Raw genomic sequence first — 17068 nt, 5'->3', positions numbered from 1 at the left:
ATGGGTCAACAGTTCCCTCGGGAGAGTGAATAGAGCCTTTCTGCGGCTTGTCGCATCTTTGGGGGAGGTGTGGCGTGCGAGGTTGGCGGCGCTGTCCACGGAAACCGACCCGAAGGAAGAGGTGGGCGGATGATGGCCGCCACCAAGAGGCTTGTCGCGGGCGTCACCGTCGCGGTGTGTGCCGTAGCTCTGTCCGCCTGTGGAGGCGGCGGGACCGGCTCCACCGAGGGCGCCCCTGGCCCGAAGAAGGCGCAGCCCGCCCCGGCTCCGGCCGCCCCGAAGAGCGCCTTCCGGCTGATCGGTGACGGCTCCACGGCCTTCACTGGCGCCCAGCCGAACCAGGCCACGCCCCAGAAGCTGAAGCCCGGTCAGAAGCCCCCGCAGTTCGTGGTCTTCTCCTGGGACGGGGCTGGCGAGGACAGCCAGCGGCTCTTCTCGCACTTCCGCAAGGTCGCCAAGGCCAACAACGCGACCATGACGTACTTCCTCAGCGGCGTGTACATGCTGCCCGAGGACAAGAAGAGCCTCTACAACCCGCCACGGCACCCGGTGGGCCGGTCGGACATCGGATTCAACGACAACCAGGGCATCAAGGACACCGTGGAGCAGCTGCGCGGCGCCTGGCTCGAGGGCAACGAGATCGGCACCCACTTCAACGGGCACTTCTGTGGCAAGGGTGGGGTCGGTGAGTGGTCCGTCGAGGAGTGGAAGAGCGAGATCGCCCAGGCCAAGGCTTTTGTGAGCCAGTGGAAGTCCAACACCGGGACCAAGAAGGCCGAGCCGCTTCCCTTTGACTACGACAAAGAGCTGATCGGCGCCCGCACCCCGTGCCTGGAGGGGCAGTCGAACTTCATGCAGGCCGCGCGTGAGCTCGGCTTCCGCTATGACACCAGCGGTGTCAACAGCCAGCTCTGGCCCAAGAAGAAAGACGGGCTCTGGGATCTGTCGCTGCAACTGGTCCCGGTACCTGGCCGGGCCTTCGAGACGTTGACCATGGACTACAACTTCATGGTCAACCAGTCGGGCAGCACCTCGCAGGGCGATCCCTCGAAGCACAAGTACTGGGGGGACCAGATGCGGGACGGGCTGATCCAGGGATTCGAGCGCGCCTACAACGGCAACCGCGCGCCGCTGATCATCGGCAACCACTTCGAGTCCTGGAACGGCGGCACGTACATGCGCGCCATCGAGGAGACCATCGAGCGCGTCTGCAACAAGAGTGACGTGCGGTGCGTGTCCTTCCGCCAACTCGCCGACTGGCTCGATGCCCAGGACCCGAAGGTGCTGGCCAAGATGCGGAAGCTGGGCGTGGGTCAGGCCCCGAAGGGGGGCTGGGCGGACTATCTCTCCACCCAGCCCGCTCCGGCACCCAAGGGGGTCCCGGGCGCCGAGGGTCAAGCCAGCTGAGCAGACCGCTGAGCAGACCGCTGCTCAGGGCCCTGAGCGGGGCCCCGAGTAGAGCCCTGGGCAGGGTCGCCCTGAGCTGAGCCGGAAGCGCCGGTCAGGGCGTCCTCGCGCAGGACGAAGTCGGGGTCGACCTGGCTGGTCAGGTCGGCCCCCGTCCTCGCGTTCCCCCAGCCGGTGGCGTTCTTCAGGTGGAAGTGCACCATCTGGCGGGTGTAGCGCTCCCAGTCACGCTTCTCGTACGAGGAGTCGGCGACGCCGGACATGACCGCGAGCGCCTCCCGGACCGAGGGTTCGAGCAGCTCGAAGCGCGGCGGGCGCCCCTTCTCCATCGCCCGCACCCAGTCGGAGTGCCCGACCGTCACCAGCAGGTCGTCGCCGACCTCCGCACGCAGGAAGTCGACGTCGTCCTGGCCCAGGACTTTGTTGCCGACGACCGCGAGGTCGACGCCGAAGTCCCTGGCGTACTCCTTGTACTGGCGGTAGACGGAGATGCCCTTGCGGGTGGGCTCGGCGACCAGGAAGGTCATGTCGAAGCGGGTGAACATGCCGGAGGCGAACGAGTCCGAGCCCGCCGTCATGTCGACGACGACGAACTCGTCGCGGCCGTCGATCAGGTGGTTCAGGCAGAGTTCGACCGCGCCGACCTTGGAGTGGTAGCAGGAGACACCGAGGTCGGATTCGGTGAAGGGGCCGGTAACCATCAAACGCACAGCGTCGCCGTCGAGTTCCAGCGGGCGCGCACAGGCTTCGTAGACCGGATTGTCCTCGCGGACCCGCAGGAGTCGTGAACCCTCTCCTGGCGGCGTTGTCTTGATCATCGTCTCGGCGGAGGCGATCCGTGGGTTGCTGCCGCGCAGATAGTCCTTGATCAGCGGCAGCTGCGCGCCCATCGCGGGCAGTGCGGCGGCCTGATCGTCGGTGAGGCCGAGCGCGGCGCCCAGGTGCTGGTTGATATCGGCGTCAACCGCGATGACCGGCGATCCGGCGGCGGCGAGGTGGCGGATGAAGAGCGAGGACAGCGTGGTCTTGCCACTGCCGCCCTTCCCGACGAAAGCAGTTTTCATGTTCACCAAGCGTAGCGGAGCGGTCGCTGTGCGCGGTCGGGCGGCGTGAAGAAGACCACTCCTTCGTGGGGTGCGGGCGTGGGGTGCGTAGGGTCGTACTTATGAGTACGACAGCCGATCCCCTCGCCGCGCTGGGTGCGCTCCCGGGCGTGGCCGAGTCCGTGGAGTCCGTACGTAAGGCCGTGGACCGCGTCTACGGGCACCGGATCATGCGCCGCCGCAGCAACGAGATCACCTCTGAGGCCGCGTTGCGCGGCGCACGCGGCTCCGCCGCGCTGTCCGGGGCCGACTGGGCGCTCGAAGAGGTGCGCAGGCGCAGTGACTTCAGCGGTGAGGGCGAGGCGCGTACGGTCGGCGCCGCGCTGCGGCTGACCGCGGAGGCCGGGCAGTTGCTGTCCATCTGGCGGCAGTCGCCGGTCCGCGTGCTGGCGCGGCTGCACCTCGTGGCCGCCGGGTCGCAGGAGGACACCGTGGGGCGGCCGCGCCTGGGCGCCGAGCCGGTGGACGAGCCGCTGGTCCAGCTTCCGCTTCCGGGGGCCGATGAGATGGCGGGGCGCCTGGAGGGGCTCTCCCGGCTGGTGGTCGCGGGCAGTCCCGCGCCAGCGCTGGTGATGGCGGCCGTGGTGCACGGCGAGCTGCTCACGCTGCGGCCCTTCGGCTCGTACAACGGGCTGGTGGCGCGGGCGGCCGAGCGGGTGGTGCTGGTGGGCAGCGGACTCGACCCGAAGTCGATCTGTCCGGCGGAGGCCGGTTACGCGGAGCTCGGGCGGGCTGCCTACGTGGAGGCGCTCGACGGATACGCGTCCGGGACGCCGGAGGGTGTGGCCGCGTGGATCGCGCACTGCGGAAAGGCGGTCGAGCTAGGTGTCAGGGAGTCGACTGCGGTCTGTGAGGCGATGCAGCGGGGAGCGGCGTAGCCGACGCGTCCGCGGCCACGCAGCCACGCGGGGTTGCGTCCGCACAGGGTTGCGGCGGTACCCATATGAGGTACCGCCGCTGGCATGTCCACCCAGTTACCAAGCGTCCTCGAAATAGTGCCCATCAGGTCAGGATCTTTGCCCGTTGCCTGGTGCGCTGGCCCGTAATCGACGGGTCGACGTCGCGTGGGTGCTCGGCTTTCATGCGCGGTCCGTGGGGCCGTGATTGCGTTAAAGGTGTTCCTCTCGGATGTCCTTGGTCTCGCGGGCCGTTGACTCCTTTGTACTCCAGTCCTGGGGGAAGCGAAAGCCCTGGGCCAAGTTCTTTACTTTTAGGTTCAAATACGGGCGAACTGGACCGCTGTTCTTGGGGGCTCGGACGGATACGCGCGCTCAGGCGGGCGCGGCGAGTGCGGCGAGTGCCCGGCGTCGGCTCGCGTACCAGACCAGACCCGCCGTGGCCGCGGCGGCGCCGACGGCGGCGGCCGCCACCAAGGCCGGGCGGGGCGGAACGCGCAGCGACGGTACGCGCTGCTTCAGCCGGACCGGTCGGTGGAAGTCGAGAATCGGCCAGTCCCGCGCGAGCGCCTCGCGGCGCAGGGCGCGATCGGGGTTGACCGCGTGCGGGTGGCCGACCGCCTCGAGCATCGGCAGGTCGGTGGCCGAGTCGCTGTAGGCGTAGCAGCGTTGCAGGTCGTACCCCTCGGACGTGGCGAGCTCTCGGACCGCCTCGGCCTTGGTCGGGCCGTAGGCGTAGTACTCCACCTCACCCGTGAAGCAGCCGTCGTCGCCCACGACCATGCGGGTGGCCACCACACGGTCGGCGCCAAGGAGTTCACCGATCGGCTCGACCACCTCAGCGCCCGAGGTGGACACGATCACCACATCGCGCCCGGCGGTGTGGTGGCCTTCGATGAGCGACGCGGCCTCGTCGTAGATGATCGGATCGATGATGTCGTGCAGTGTCTCGGCGACGATCTCCTTGACCTGCTGGACGTTCCAGCCGCGGCAGAGCGCGGAGAGGTACTCGCGCATGCGCTCCATCTGATCGTGGTCGGCGGCGCCCGAGAGGAACACGAACTGGGCATATGCGGTACGCAAGACCGCTCTCCGGTTGATCAGTCCCCCCTGATAGAAGGACTTGCCGAACGTGAGAGTGCTCGACTTCGCAATGACCGTCTTGTCCAGGTCAAAGAAGGCCGCTGTGCGGGGCGAGGAGTGAGGCAGGGAGTGGTTTTCCACGAGCCGAGCATAGGCGCCCACCATTCGGCGTAAGCTGTGGCGTGTGGGTTTGCCTGAGAAGCCTCTCGGGTACACCATGGAAGTCACGGATCGTTCGCGACCGTGCTACCCCGGTCTGGCTCCTCCCCCCCCGAGTCGGACCGTGGAAGACGACCCCCGCTCTCCCCCCCGGCGGGGGTCGTCGCATGTCCGGGCCCGTATGGGCCCTTCTTTTTTTGCCGTGGTTCCCGTTCGTTGTCCGGGTTCCCGTCGGGGCGGCGCCTCCCCTCACACCCTTGGGCTCGTCACGGTACGTAGTCGTCGCGCTGCTCTGTGAAAGACCGGCCTATGTCACCGGTATGGGTGAGCAAGTTATCCACACCTTCCTTGTTGTCCCCAGATTTTGACCAAGATCCACACGTTTTCGGGGTTCCGTCCATGGTGATTCCGGACCGCGAAGTCCATGGCCCGTTCACGGCCGTGGTCCTGTTCGCGGTCGGGTTCACGCCATGTTCTCGGCCAGGTTCCGGGGACGTGGGATTCGGATGTTCACGACGAGGCCCGGAGTAAGAGGTCCGGGGTAAGAGGGGGCGGGGGATCGTGACGGGATCGATCACGAGTACGCGGCCGTCGGCTGACGCGGAGCAGCGCGGCGGGCCACTGATCGTCACGGAGGACGCGGAGCTGCTCGACGACCTGCTGCGGCTGTGCGCGGCGGCGGGCGCGCGGCCCGAGGTGCATCACGGGGTGCCGGAGCGCAGAGGCAGTTGGGAGGACGCCCCGCTGGTACTGGTCGGGGATGACGCGGCGGCTCGGGTGCGCGGGGCCATGCGCAGACGGGGGGTGTGTCTGGTCGGACGGGACCAGGACGATCCGGATGTCTGGCAGCGGGCGGTGGAGATCGGGGCTGACCATGTGCTGCGGCTGCCCGACGCCGAGCAGTGGCTGGTGGACCGGATCGCCGATGTGGCGGAGGGCGTGGGGCGGCAGGCGCTGACCGTCGGCGTGATCGGCGGGCGTGGCGGAGCCGGGGCCTCGACACTGGCCTGCGCGCTGGCGGTGACCGCGGCCAGGTCCGGGCGGCGCACGATGCTCATCGACGCCGATCCGCTGGGCGGCGGGGTCGATGTGCTGCTCGGTGGAGAGGCCGCCGGGGGACTGAGATGGCCCGCCTTCGCGCAGTCGCGTGGACGGCTCGGAAGCAGCGCGCTTGAGGAGTCGCTGCCCGAACTGCACGCGTTGCGTGTCCTCAGCTGGGACCGCGGTGCCTCGGTGGTGGTGCCGCCCGGTGCGATGCGGGCCGTGCTCGCCGCGGCGCGCAGGCGTGGCGGGGTGGTTGTGGTGGATCTGCCGCGCCGGGTCGATGAAGGAGTCGCCGAGGCGCTGGCTCAGCTCGACCTCGGTCTCCTCGTGGTGCCCGCGGAGCTGCGCGCGGTCGCGGCGGCCGGGCGGGTGGCAGCGGCGGCGGGCATGGTCCTGCGGGATCTGCGCGCCGTGGTGCGCGGCCCCTTCGCGGATGGTCTCGACGCGGCGGAGGTGGCCCGGCTGCTTGACCTGCCACTCGCTGGTGAAGTGCCAAAGGAGCCCGGCCTGCTGGGTTCCGACACACTGCCCGCCGGGACCGGGCGCGGTCCACTGTCCCGGTTCTGTACGGCCTTCTGGAGCCGGGTCTCGGTGGAGGCCGGGTCATGAGCGTCGGGGTGCGGGGGAGCGACGGACTGCTGGACGGGGTGCGGCAGTGGCTCGCGGAGAGCGACGCCGAGCCGACCCCGGCCGGTGTGGCCCAGGCGCTGCGGGCGCAGGGCCATGTGCTTGGTGACTCGGAACTGCTCGGAGTAGTCCGTGAATTGCGCTCGGAACTGGTGGGCAGCGGACCGCTGGAACCGCTGCTCGCTGACCCCGAGGTGACCGATGTGCTGGTCTCGGCGCCGGACCGGGTCTGGGTGGACCGGGGGCGCGGCCTGGAACTGACCCAGGTGGCGTTCGAGGACGCCGGAGCGGTGCGGCGGCTCGCTCAGCGGCTCGCGGCGGTCGCCGGGCGCCGACTGGACGACGCACGGCCCTGGGTGGACGCACGGCTGCCGGACGGCACCCGGCTGCACGCCGTACTGCCGCCGGTGGCTGTCGGCTCGACCTGCCTCTCGTTGCGGGTGGTGCGGCCACGGGCGTTCTCCCTGCCGGAGCTGCTCGCCGCAAGGACGGTGCCACCTGGCGGAGACCGGGTGCTGCGTGCGCTGGTTGAGGCGCGGGCGTCGTTCTTGATCAGTGGAGGAACGGGGTCCGGCAAGACGACGTTGCTCAGTGCTCTGCTGGGTTTGGTGGGCCCTGAGGAGCGGATCGTGCTGGCTGAGGACTCCGCCGAGCTGCGGCCTGACCATCCCCATGTGGTGCGGCTTGAGACCAGGCCCGCCAATCAGGAGGGCGCGGGCCGGGTGACCTTGCGGGACCTGGTGCGGCAGGCGTTGCGGATGCGGCCGGACCGGTTGGTGGTGGGTGAGGTGCGGGGCGCTGAGGTTCTGCACTTGTTGGCCGCGCTTAATACGGGCCATGAGGGAGGCTGCGGCACGGTTCACGCCAATACGGCGGCGGATGTTCCGGCGCGCCTGGAGGCACTGGGGACGGCGGCGGGCCTGGACCGGGCGGCGCTGCACAGTCAGGTGGCGGCGGCGCTGTCGGTGGTCCTCCACCTCGTACGGGACCGGGCGGGCTGCCGCCGGATCGCCGAGGTGGACGTGCTGGAACGGGACGCCTCGGGTCTCGTCGTGGCCGTTCCCGCGCTTCGGTGGGGCGCGGAGGGGTTTGTGCGCGGGCGGGGCTGGGAGCGGCTGCGGGGGCTTCTCGGGGGTGCCTGGTGACGGCGGGCGAGGTGGCGGCGGGGGCTCCGGCGTACGCCGCCGCGGTCTGTGCGGGGATGGCGGCGGTCTGGCTGACGGTGGGGCAGGACCGGGGGGTGCGGCGGGCGCGGCTGGTGGTCGCGGGTGGCCCGCTGCGGCCGGACCCGGTTCCTGAGTGGCGGCGGGGGCTGGCCTGGATTCGGGCCCGGGCGCGGCGTGAGTGGTGGTGCCTGGTGGTGGGGTTGGTGATCGCCGTCCTGGGGGAGTCGGTGGTGCCGCTGGTCTTGGCGGTGATGGGGGTGCTGTTGGCGGGGCGGGCGCTGCGGGCCAGCGAGCGGCGACGGGAGCGGGAGGCGCGGGCTGATGCGGTGATCGCGCTGTGCGGGGCGCTGGCCGGGGAGGTGCGGGCGGGGCGCCAGCCTGGTGCCGCGCTCATGGTCGCCGCTCGTGACTCGGGTGGGCTGGGTGCGGCTGAGGCGGCGGTGCTGGCCGCGGCGCGGTTCGGCGGGGATGTGCCCGGTGCGTTGTGCGAGGCGGCTCGCGAACCCGGGGCGGACGGCTTGCTGGGGCTCGCAGCGTGCTGGCGGGTCGCGGTCGATCGAGGCGCGGGACTCGCGACGGGGCTCGGCCGCCTCGAAGGGGCTCTGCGGGCCGAGCGCGATCAGCGCGCCGATCTGCACGCCCAGTTGGCCGGAGCGCGGTCCACCGCGGTGTTGCTCGCGGTGCTTCCCGTGGTGGGTCTGGCGATGGGCACGGCGCTGGGTGCCGACCCGCTGGGCGTACTGCTGCATACGCCCGCGGGTCTGGGATGCCTGCTGGTGGGCGGAGTGCTGGAGGGGCTGGGGGTGTGGTGGGTGATGCGGATTGTGCGCGGGGCGCAGCGGGCGTAGGCGGCACAGGGGCCGGTGGACGGGAATGTGGCGGATCAGATGCGGACGGAAGGGATGGAGAGGGATGGAGGTGGCGGAGAGGTGGCTGGTGCGGAAGTTGTCCACAGGTTGGGGATAGTGGCGCCTTTGGTGCTCGCCGTAGCTGGGGTGCTGTGGGCGGTGGTGGTCGGGCGACGCGAGCGGAAGGCGCGGCTGAGACTGCTGCGGATCTTCGGTGGGGAGAGCCGGACACGGCGATGGCCGCGGTGGCAGGGAGCCCTGCGGGGCTGGCTGCCGGTGGCTGGTGCGGTCTGCGCCGGGTACGCACTGGTGGGTGGTGTCGCCGGGGCCGTGCTCGGGGCGGTCGCGGGCTATGCCGCGTGGCGCTGGCGGCGACGGCAGAACGCGGACGGCTCCGCGAACAGCGCCGAAACCTCGGAGCAACTGCCGCTTGCCGCAGATCTGCTGACGGCATGTATCGCGGCCGGAGCAGGTCCGGTGGCGGCGGCCGAGGCGGTGGGGGACTCGCTGCGGGGGCCGGTTGGCGGGCGGCTGGGACGAGCGGCGGCAGAGCTGCGGCTTGGGGGAGAACCCGAACGGGCCTGGCGGCGGCTGGGCGAGATACCGGGCGCCGGGCCGTTGGCCCGCTGCCTGGAACGGGCGGGTTCATCCGGAGCCCCTGCCGCCGAACAGATGGCCCTGCTGGCGGCTGAGTGCCGCGCCGCGTGGGCGCGTACAGCCACGGCGCGGGCACGTCGGGCGGCGGTGGTGATCGCCGCGCCGGTGGGGCTGTGCTTTCTGCCCGCGTTTCTCGCGGTCGGGATCGTGCCGGTGGTGATCGGTCTGGCGGGCGGGCTGGTGAACAGCGACTGATGTGAGAACTGGCGTGAGGAACGGGAGAGGGCGAGGGAGTCACATGAGGTACGTCAGGCGGGTACGGGCCCGGATGCGGGCGAACGACGCGGGGATGACGACATCGGAGTACGCGCTGGGGACGGTCGCGGCCTGCGGCTTCGCGGCGCTGCTCTATCGGGTGGTGACGAGCGACGGAGTGCGGGCGGCGCTGGAAGGGGTCATCGGGAAGGCGCTCGGTGTCCAGTTCTGAGGTGTCCAGTTCGGAGCGGGGCGGTGACGGCGGCTATGTGACCGCCGAGGCGGCCGCGGTGATCCCGGCCCTGGTGCTGCTCGGGATGGCGATGGTATGGGCGCTGATGGCCGCGTCCGCGCAGATCCAGTGTGTGGACGCGGCCAGGGCCGGGGCGCGCGCGGCGGCCCGGCAGGAGCCGCCGAGCGCGGCGGTGGCGGCGGCCGAGCAGGCGGCGCCGCGTGGGGCGCGGGTCACGGTACGCAGGGAGGGGGATCTGGTGCGGGTGTCGGTCTCGGTGGACTCACCGGGGCCGGGGGCGCTCTCGGTGGCGTTGCGGTCCGAGGCGGTGGCGCTGGCGGAGGACAGTGTGGGGGCGGACGCATGAGAGTGAGCGACGACCGTGGGTCGGCGACGGTGTGGGTGGTCGTGGTGGCGGGCGCGCTGAGCGTGGTCTTCGGCGCGGTGCTGCTGCTCGGCCAGGCGGTGCTGGCCCGCCACCGGGCGGGTGGTGCCGCTGACCTGGCGGTGCTGGCCGCGGCGGACCACGCGCTGCGGGGCGAGGGCCGCGCGTGCGCCGTGGCCGCGCGGGTGGCCCGGGCGCAGGGCGTCGACGTGCTGCGGTGCACGGTTCAGGGAGAGATCGCCGATGTGACGGTGCGGGCGCGGGCGGGGCCGTTTGGCTCGGCGGTGCGCTCGCGGGCGGGGCCCGCTACGTCGACCGTACCGGCACGGGAGGCCCGGCCTGACGCGGCGGTGGCCCGCTGGGTCAGGGCGGTGTCTGGCGGGGCGGTGCCCCCTTGAGCAGCTCGGTGAGGAGGCGTACGGCGCCGCGCTTGTGCAGGGGGTCGTTGCCGTTGCCGCACTTCGGGGACTGGATGCAGGACGGGCAGCCCGCCTCGCACTCACAGGCGGCGATGGCCTCACGGGTCGCGGTCAGCCAGTCGGCCGCGGTGTGGAAGGCCCGTTCGGCGAAGCCAGCGCCGCCCGGCTGGCCGTCGTACACGAAGACCGTGGGCAGCAACGTGTCCGGATGGAGCGGTATGGATACGCCGCCGATATCCCAGCGGTCACAGGTAGCGAAGAGCGGCAGCATCCCGATGGAGGCGTGTTCGGCTGCGTGCAGGGCGCCGCCCAGTTGCTCCGGGTTGACCCGGGCGGCGTCGAGCTGGTCCTCGGTGACGGTCCACCAGACGGCACGGGTGCGCAGGGTCCGGGGTGGCAGATCCAGCTTGGACTCACCGAGCACCTCCCCGGAGATGAGCTTTCGGCGAAGGAAGGAGACGACCTGGTTGGTGACCTCGACGGAGCCGTAGCAGAGGCGGCCGTCGCCCCAGGGGACCTCGACGTCGGTCTCCAGGACGGAGATGGCGGTGGTGTCGCGGGCAGTGGTCGAGTACGGAGGGTTGGCCTGCTCGACCAGCGCGACCGAGTCTTCGAGGTCCAGCCGCTGCACCAGATAGGTGCGGCCCTGGTGGAGGTGGACCGCGCCGTCGTGCACGGCCGTGTGCGCGGCGGAGGCGTCGACGGTGCCGAGCAGCCGTCCGGTTCCGGCCTCGACGACCTGGATCGGGCGGCCCTCCTCGCCACGGATGCCGGTGAGGTCGGCGGCGCGTTCGCGGCGGGTCCAGTGCCAGGCCCTGGTGCGGCGGCGCAGCAGCCCCGCGGCCTCGAGTTGCGGCAGGAGTTCGGCGGTGGTGGGGCCGAAGAGAGCCAGGTCATCGTCGGTCAGGGGGAGCTCCGCGGCGGCCGCGCACAGGTGCGGCGCCAGGACGTACGGGTTGTCGGGGTCGAGGACGGTGGATTCCACGGGCTGCTGGAAGAGCGCTTCGGGGTGGTGGACGAGATACGTGTCCAGCGGGTCGTCCCGGGCGACGAGGATCGCCAGAGCCCCGTGGCCCGAGCGCCCGGCGCGGCCCGCCTGCTGCCAGAGCGAGGCCCGGGTCCCGGGGTAGCCCGCGATCACGACGGCGTCCAGGCCGGAGACGTCCATGCCGAGCTCGAGTGCGGTGGTGGCGGCGAGGCCGAGGAGCTCGCCGGAGTGCAGGGCGCGTTCCAGGGCGCGGCGTTCCTGGGGGAGGTAGCCGCCACGGTAGGCGGCCACCCGGTGCACCAGCGACCGGTCGACCTCGGCCAGCCGCTCCTGGGCGATCACCGAGATCAGTTCGGCGCCCCTGCGGGACCGTACGAACGCGACCGAACGCACTCCCTGCACGGTCAGGTCCGTCAGCAGGTCGGCGGTCTCGGCGGTGGCGGTACGGCGGACGGGGGCGCCCTTCTCGCCGTGCAGTTCCGTGAGCGGCGGCTCCCAGAGGGCGAAGACCAGCTCGCCCCGCGGTGAGGCGTCGTCGGCCACCTCCGCCACGGGCAGGCCGGTGAGTCGGCCGGCCGCGACAGAGGGATCGGCCGCGGTGGCCGAGGCCAGCAGGAACACCGGGTCCGCGCCATAGCGGGCGCAGAGTCGGCGTAGCCGGCGCAGTACCTGGGCGACGTGTGAGCCGAAGACGCCGCGGTAGGTGTGGCACTCGTCGATGACGACATAGCGCAGGGCGCGAAGGAAGGAGGACCAGCGAGGGTGTGCGGGGAGGATGCCGCCGTGCAGCATGTCCGGATTGGTCAGGACGTAGTTGGCGTACTGACGTACCCATTCGCGTTCCTCGACGGGGGTGTCCCCGTCGTAGACCGCGGGCCTGATGGCGTGCCCCAGGGGGTCCGTCAGCTCCTTCACGGCCCGGCACTGGTCGGCGGCCAGTGCCTTGGTCGGGGCCAGATAGAGCGCTGTCGCGCCTCGCCCGTTCGGCGCCTCGGAACCGTTGAGCAGCGACGTCAGGACCGGCATCAGATACGCGAGGGACTTGCCGGACGCGGTGCCGGTGGCGACGACCACGGACTGGCCGTCCAGGGCATGCTCGGCGGCGCGTGCCTGGTGGGCCCAGGGGTGCTCGATGCCCCGCTTCTGGACGGCGGCGATGACCTCGGAACGGATGCGGTCGGGCCAGACGGCATGGCGACCCGCCCGCGGGGGCAAGTGCTCCGTATGAGTGATGCGCGAAGCGCGGCCCGCACCCGCGGTCAGCCCGTCCAGGACCGCGCCCGGGGAGCGACGCTCGCGGTCGCCTGCCGGGGTGTGCTCGGTGCGCTGATTCTTGGCCATCGGCACCGAGTGTGTCACTGGCGTGACGGACAATGGTCCCAAGGCGTCGTGCACACACGCCGTTAAGTGATTGAATGCCATCGCGGCTGGCGATCCCCCAGGCCTGAAGCTCAGGCAGCACGGGGCGATTGTTCGATAGCAAGGTGCTGGAGGATCAGTGGACCTGTCCCTGTCGACCGAGACCGTGGGCGATCGCACGATCGTCAGGGTCGGTGGCGAAATCGATGTATATACCGCGCCCAAGCTGCGGGAGCAGCTGGTCGAGTTGGTGAACGACGGGAGCTTCCATCTTGTCGTCGACATGGAGGGTGTCGACTTCCTCGACTCCACCGGACTCGGCGTGCTGGTGGGCGGCCTGAAGCGAGTGCGCGCCCACGAGGGCTCGCTGCGCCTGGTCTGTAACCAGGAGCGCATTCTGAAAATCTTCCGCATCACCGGCCTCACCAAGGTGTTCCCGATTCACACCTCGGTCGAGGAAGCGGTGTCGGCTACCGACTGACGGCCGGGCCCCGGGCCAGTGGCCCGGGGCGGCAGAAGCAGGGGGTACCGGGTCATTGGCCCGGCCCCTTGGAAGCACGCTCGCATGTCCAAGGGGGATGCATGGCCACCGTGGAACTCCGCTTCAGCGCGCTGCCTGAGCACGTCAGAACCGCCCGCCTGGTGGCGGCTGCGGTGGCGCGCCGCGCCGGGGTGGACGAGGCCGTTCTCGACGAGGTCAGACTCGCTGTCGGAGAGGCCTGCACCCGTGCCGTCGGGCTGCACCAGAGCCACGGCGTGCAGGCTCCGGTGCGGGTCGTCCTGGTCGAGGAGGAGAAGCAGTTCTCCATCGAGGTCGGCGACGAGGCGCCGCACGGCAAGGGCACCGGCGGTGCCGTGGGGCAGCCGTCGCTGGCGCTGGCCGACGAGGCGGAGCCTGAGGGCGAGGACGCGATGGGGCTCGCCGTGATCAGTGGCCTCGTCGACGACATGGAGGTCACCGCCGACGAGACTGGCGGCCTGATCAAGATGAGCTGGCCGACGGCGCCCGCGACGCTGCTGCCCTAACTCCGTTCCCACCGGTCGCGTTCGTCCCACCGGTCGCGTCCGTGTGCCGGACCTCGTCCGTACCTCTGAAGGCCCTGTTGAACAGGGCCTTTTTTGCTGCCCGTACGTCAAACGATCAAGCGTCAATGCTTTTGAGGCATTAGCTCTTTCAGGTTCGATCTTTGGGTGCGATCATTTGCTGAGGAGCAAGGGAAGGCCAATTCTGCTTGCGGCGTACTGTTTTGATCAGGTCAAGCTCCCTACAATCCGTCCACATCTTGAGCTCAGCCCCAGCGTCAAGGAGGACGAATGGCGGGGCTTTCTACCCCTCATCAGTTTGACCACCCCTCAACCTTCGCAGCCGCAGTTCTGACCGACGACAACCGCCTCATCGTGATCGTCATCGGGGCGGTCGCGCTCGCCGCGCTCGTCGTCGCCGGTGTCCTGGTACGCCAGGTGCTCGCGGCGGGCGAGGGCACCGAGAAAATGAAGGAGATCGCGGCAGCGGTCCAGGAAGGCGCGAACGCCTACCTGTCCCGGCAGTTGCGCACCCTCGGCGTATTCGCCGTAGTGGTGTTCTTCCTGCTCATGCTGCTGCCCGCGGACGACTGGAATCAGCGTGCCGGACGTTCGATCTTCTTCTTGATCGGCGCGCTCTTCTCGGCGGCCACCGGCTATATCGGCATGTGGCTAGCGGTCCGTAGCAATGTGCGTGTGGCGGCGGCCGCCCGCGAAGCAACCCCTGCCGAAGGCGAACCGGCAAAGGACCTCACCGAGGTCTCGCACAAAGCCATGAAGATCGCTTTCCGCACAGGCGGCGTCGTCGGCATGTTCACGGTGGGGCTCGGTCTGCTGGGCGCCTCCTGTGTGGTGCTCGTCTACGCGGCCGACGCCCCGAAGGTCTTGGAGGGCTTCGGTCTCGGCGCGGCGCTCATCGCGATGTTCATGCGTGTCGGTGGCGGCATCTTCACCAAGGCCGCCGACGTCGGCGCCGACCTGGTCGGCAAGGTCGAGCAGGGCATTCCGGAGGACGATCCGCGTAATGCCGCGACCATCGCCGACAACGTGGGCGACAACGTCGGCGACTGCGCCGGTATGGCGGCGGATCTCTTCGAGTCGTACGCCGTCACGCTGGTCGCCGCGCTGATCCTCGGCAAGGTCGCCTTCGGTGACGCCGGGCTCGCCTTCCCGCTGATCGTTCCCGCGATCGGTGTGGTCACCGCGATGATCGGCATCTTCGCGGTGGCGCCACGCCGCGCCGACCGCAGCGGCATGTCCGCGATCAACCGCGGGTTCTTCATCTCCGCGGTGACCTCCCTGGTCCTGGTCGCGGGCGCGGTCTACGCGTACCTGCCCGCCACGTACGCCGAGCTGGAGGGCGTCACCGACGCGGCGATCCAGGCCAAGAGCGGTGATCCACGGATCCTCGCGGTCGTCGCCGTCGCCATCGGTATCGTCATGGCCGCGGTGATCCAGCAACTGACCGGGTACTTCACCGAGACCACCCGGCGCCCCGTCAAGGACGTCGGCAAGTCCTCGCTGACCGGTCCGGCCACCGTCGTACTCGCGGGTATCTCACTGGGTCTCGAATCGGCCGTCTACACCGCGCTGCTGATCGGGCTCGGCGTGTACGGCGCGTTCCTGCTCGGCGGTACGTCGATCATGCTGGCGCTCTTCGCCGTGGCGCTGGCCGGTACCGGGCTGCTCACCACGGTCGGCGTGATCGTCGCCATGGACACCTTCGGCCCGGTCTCCGACAACGCCCAGGGCATCGCCGAGATGTCTGGCGACGTCGAGGGCGCGGGTGCCCAGGTGCTCACCGACCTGGACGCCGTCGGCAACACCACCAAGGCCATCACCAAGGGCATCGCCATCGCCACCGCGGTCCTCGCGGCGGCGGCGCTCTTCGGCTCGTACCGCGATGCCATCGCCACGGCGGTCAGCGACGTGGGGGCCAAGGCCACCGAGATGAACCTGAGCATGGACATCTCACAGCCCAACAACCTGGTGGGCCTGGTGCTGGGCGCCGCGGTCGTCTTCCTCTTCTCGGGTCTCGCGATCAACGCGGTCTCGCGGTCCGCGGGAGCCGTGGTCTTCGAGGTGCGGCGGCAGTTCCGCGAGCACCCCGGGATCATGGACTACACCGAGAAGCCGGAGTACGGGCGCGTCGTCGACATCTGCACCAAGGACGCGCTGCGCGAACTGGCCACGCCAGGCCTGCTCGCCGTGCTGACGCCGATCGCGGTCGGCTTCTCGCTCGGCGTCGGCGCGCTCGCCTCGTTCCTGGCGGGCGCGATCGCCACGGGTCTGCTGATGGCGGTCTTCCTGGCCAACTCCGGCGGCGCGTGGGACAACGCCAAGAAGATGGTCGAGGACGGCAAGCATGGCGGCAAGGGCAGTGAGGCCCATGCCGCGACCGTCATCGGCGACACCGTGGGGGACCCGTTCAAGGACACCGCGGGCCCCGCGATCAACCCCCTGCTGAAGGTGATGAACCTGGTGGCGCTGCTCATCGCGCCCGCGGTCGTCCAGTTCAGCTACGGCGACGACGCGAGTGCCGCCGTACGGGCCACCATCGCGATTCTCGCGATCGTGATCATCGCCGGGGCGGTCTACGTCTCCAAGCGGCGCGGGATCACCGTGGGCGACGAGGGAAACTCCGAACGGGCTGAGTCAGTGTCGGTGGTGGCTTCCTGACCCTGGTCAGTCACACAGCCCAACAGTCGGGCGGGCGGCGCTCTTTGATGCGCCGCCCGCCCTTCTGTTGTTACGTAGCGCTCCTCAGCCTTGGTGCAAATGGCTTGAATGGCGTACAAACCGGACCTCGGGCGCAAGGCTGTCGCCCATCTGGCGTGTAAGTTCCGGGGCCGAGAGCCATGGAAGGGACCAATCCGGTGAACAAGAAGCTCGCAGCCGCACTGTCCGGCGGTGCGGTACTGGTACTGGCCTTGTCGGGGTGCACCAGCGACGACAACGACAACGAACTCGACGACTGGGCGAGTTCGCTGTGCGGTCAGATCCAGCCGCAGCTGGAGAAGAGCGTGAAGGCGCAACACACCATCGTCTCGACCGCCGCTGACGGTAAGCCAGCGGAGATCCAGAAGGCCGACTCGGAGGCCTTCCAAGCCATTTCCGAAGCGGACAAGGCCATCGCCAGCGCGCTGGACAAGGCCGGACCGCCCCCGGTCGACGATGGCGAGAAGATCCAGCAGGACGCCATCAAGGACCTGAACGCCGCGTCGAAGTCGTACGCGGACCTGAAGAAGAAGATCGACGGCCTGGACACCGATGACGATTCGCCGGAGGGGCTGAAGGCGTTCTCCGAGGGCCTGTCGGAGATCGCGGACGACCTGGGCGAGATCCAGAAGAACGGCGACGGGGCCATGAAGGACCTGCTCGCCGGAGACGTCGGCGAGGCGATCGGCAAGCAGGAAGACTGCAGGGTAGAGACCCCCACGCCTAGCCCCGCCGCCTCCTGACAGCCCACAGCAACAG

The 17068-nt window shown here is 70.1% G+C and carries 16 protein-coding genes; 13 read left to right on the top strand and 3 right to left on the bottom strand.

Translation table 11 applies throughout. The features are described 5' to 3' along the window. Window positions 1-132: 132 nt before the first annotated feature. Window positions 133-1407, top strand: coding sequence for a polysaccharide deacetylase family protein (locus GCN81_RS17710; RefSeq protein WP_156725763.1), 1275 nt, complete (start codon window positions 133-135; stop codon window positions 1405-1407). On the opposite strand, the gene GCN81_RS17705 is transcribed toward GCN81_RS17710, so the two are convergent. Further along, entirely contained in the window at window positions 1395-2471 is a 1077-nt protein-coding gene (locus tag GCN81_RS17705) for an ATP-binding protein (RefSeq protein WP_156725616.1), read from the bottom strand. The genes GCN81_RS17710 and GCN81_RS17705 overlap by 13 nt on opposite strands. Window positions 2472-2572: 101 nt before the next feature. Between GCN81_RS17705 and GCN81_RS17700 the strand changes: the two genes are divergently transcribed. Next, the gene (locus tag GCN81_RS17700; RefSeq protein WP_156725615.1) at window positions 2573-3388 is read left to right on the top strand and encodes a Fic family protein; all 816 of its coding nucleotides are present in this window, start codon (window positions 2573-2575) and stop codon (window positions 3386-3388) included. A 393-nt stretch (window positions 3389-3781) separates the two neighbouring features. Here GCN81_RS17700 and GCN81_RS17695 read toward each other — a convergent pair whose 3' ends face one another. Then, entirely contained in the window at window positions 3782-4654 is an 873-nt protein-coding gene (locus GCN81_RS17695; protein ID WP_156725614.1) for an HAD family hydrolase, read from the bottom strand. 555 nt (window positions 4655-5209) lie between these two features. On the opposite strand from GCN81_RS17695, the gene ssd reads away from it, so the two are divergent. From ssd to GCN81_RS17660, 7 genes are read left to right on the top strand one after another with little or no spacing between them, the layout of a single operon-like run. Beyond that, window positions 5210-6301 carry a septum site-determining protein Ssd gene (gene ssd / locus GCN81_RS17690; RefSeq protein WP_156725613.1) on the top strand — a complete coding sequence of 364 codons (1092 nt, stop codon included), beginning with the start codon at window positions 5210-5212 and terminating at the stop codon, window positions 6299-6301. Next, a complete protein-coding gene (locus GCN81_RS17685) occupies window positions 6298-7464 on the top strand; it encodes a TadA family conjugal transfer-associated ATPase (protein ID WP_156725612.1) in 1167 nt (388 codons plus the stop codon). The genes ssd and GCN81_RS17685 overlap by 4 nt, the downstream gene beginning before the upstream one ends. Next, window positions 7458-8333, top strand: a complete 876-nt coding sequence (locus tag GCN81_RS17680) for a type II secretion system F family protein (protein WP_231626823.1) — start codon at window positions 7458-7460, stop codon at window positions 8331-8333. The genes GCN81_RS17685 and GCN81_RS17680 overlap by 7 nt, the downstream gene beginning before the upstream one ends. A 54-nt stretch (window positions 8334-8387) precedes the next feature. Continuing rightward, complete coding sequence (locus GCN81_RS17675) at window positions 8388-9185, top strand: type II secretion system F family protein (protein WP_156725611.1); 798 nt, start codon at window positions 8388-8390, stop codon at window positions 9183-9185. 43 nt (window positions 9186-9228) lie between these two features. After that, a complete protein-coding gene (locus tag GCN81_RS17670; RefSeq protein WP_156725610.1) occupies window positions 9229-9417 on the top strand; it encodes a DUF4244 domain-containing protein in 189 nt (62 codons plus the stop codon). 1 nt (window position 9418) lies between these two features. Next, window positions 9419-9784, top strand: a complete 366-nt coding sequence (locus GCN81_RS17665) for a TadE family type IV pilus minor pilin (RefSeq protein WP_231626795.1) — start codon at window positions 9419-9421, stop codon at window positions 9782-9784. Then, a complete protein-coding gene (locus tag GCN81_RS17660) occupies window positions 9781-10200 on the top strand; it encodes an Rv3654c family TadE-like protein (protein WP_156725608.1) in 420 nt (139 codons plus the stop codon). Before GCN81_RS17665 ends, GCN81_RS17660 begins: the two co-directional genes overlap by 4 nt. On the opposite strand, the gene GCN81_RS17655 is transcribed toward GCN81_RS17660, so the two are convergent. Beyond that, complete coding sequence (locus GCN81_RS17655) at window positions 10166-12631, bottom strand: DEAD/DEAH box helicase (RefSeq protein ID WP_197287685.1); 2466 nt, start codon at window positions 12629-12631, stop codon at window positions 10166-10168. The genes GCN81_RS17660 and GCN81_RS17655 overlap by 35 nt on opposite strands. Window positions 12632-12707: 76 nt before the next feature. Here GCN81_RS17655 and bldG point away from each other — a divergent pair, with 76 nt between their 5' ends. From bldG to GCN81_RS17635, 4 genes are all read left to right on the top strand, one after another. After that, window positions 12708-13049 carry an anti-sigma factor antagonist BldG gene (gene bldG, locus GCN81_RS17650; protein ID WP_156725607.1) on the top strand — a complete coding sequence of 114 codons (342 nt, stop codon included), beginning with the start codon at window positions 12708-12710 and terminating at the stop codon, window positions 13047-13049. A 101-nt stretch (window positions 13050-13150) separates the two neighbouring features. Next, window positions 13151-13594: an ATP-binding protein gene (locus GCN81_RS17645; protein ID WP_156725606.1), complete on the top strand. Its 444-nt coding sequence runs from the start codon at window positions 13151-13153 to the stop codon at window positions 13592-13594. Window positions 13595-13882: 288 nt separating this feature from the next. Continuing rightward, window positions 13883-16270, top strand: a complete 2388-nt coding sequence (locus tag GCN81_RS17640) for a sodium-translocating pyrophosphatase (protein WP_156725605.1) — start codon at window positions 13883-13885, stop codon at window positions 16268-16270. A gap of 197 nt (window positions 16271-16467) precedes the next feature. Then, window positions 16468-17052 (top strand): small secreted protein, encoded by a 585-nt coding sequence (locus GCN81_RS17635; RefSeq protein ID WP_156725604.1) that lies wholly within the window; start codon window positions 16468-16470, stop codon window positions 17050-17052. Window positions 17053-17068: the final 16 nt, after the last annotated feature.

Source organism: Streptomyces apocyni (assembly GCF_009739465.1).
Taxonomy (GTDB): domain Bacteria; phylum Actinomycetota; class Actinomycetes; order Streptomycetales; family Streptomycetaceae; genus Streptomyces; species Streptomyces apocyni.
The sequence above is the reverse complement of the archived record's forward strand: the minus strand, read 5'-3'. Positions and strand labels throughout refer to the sequence as shown.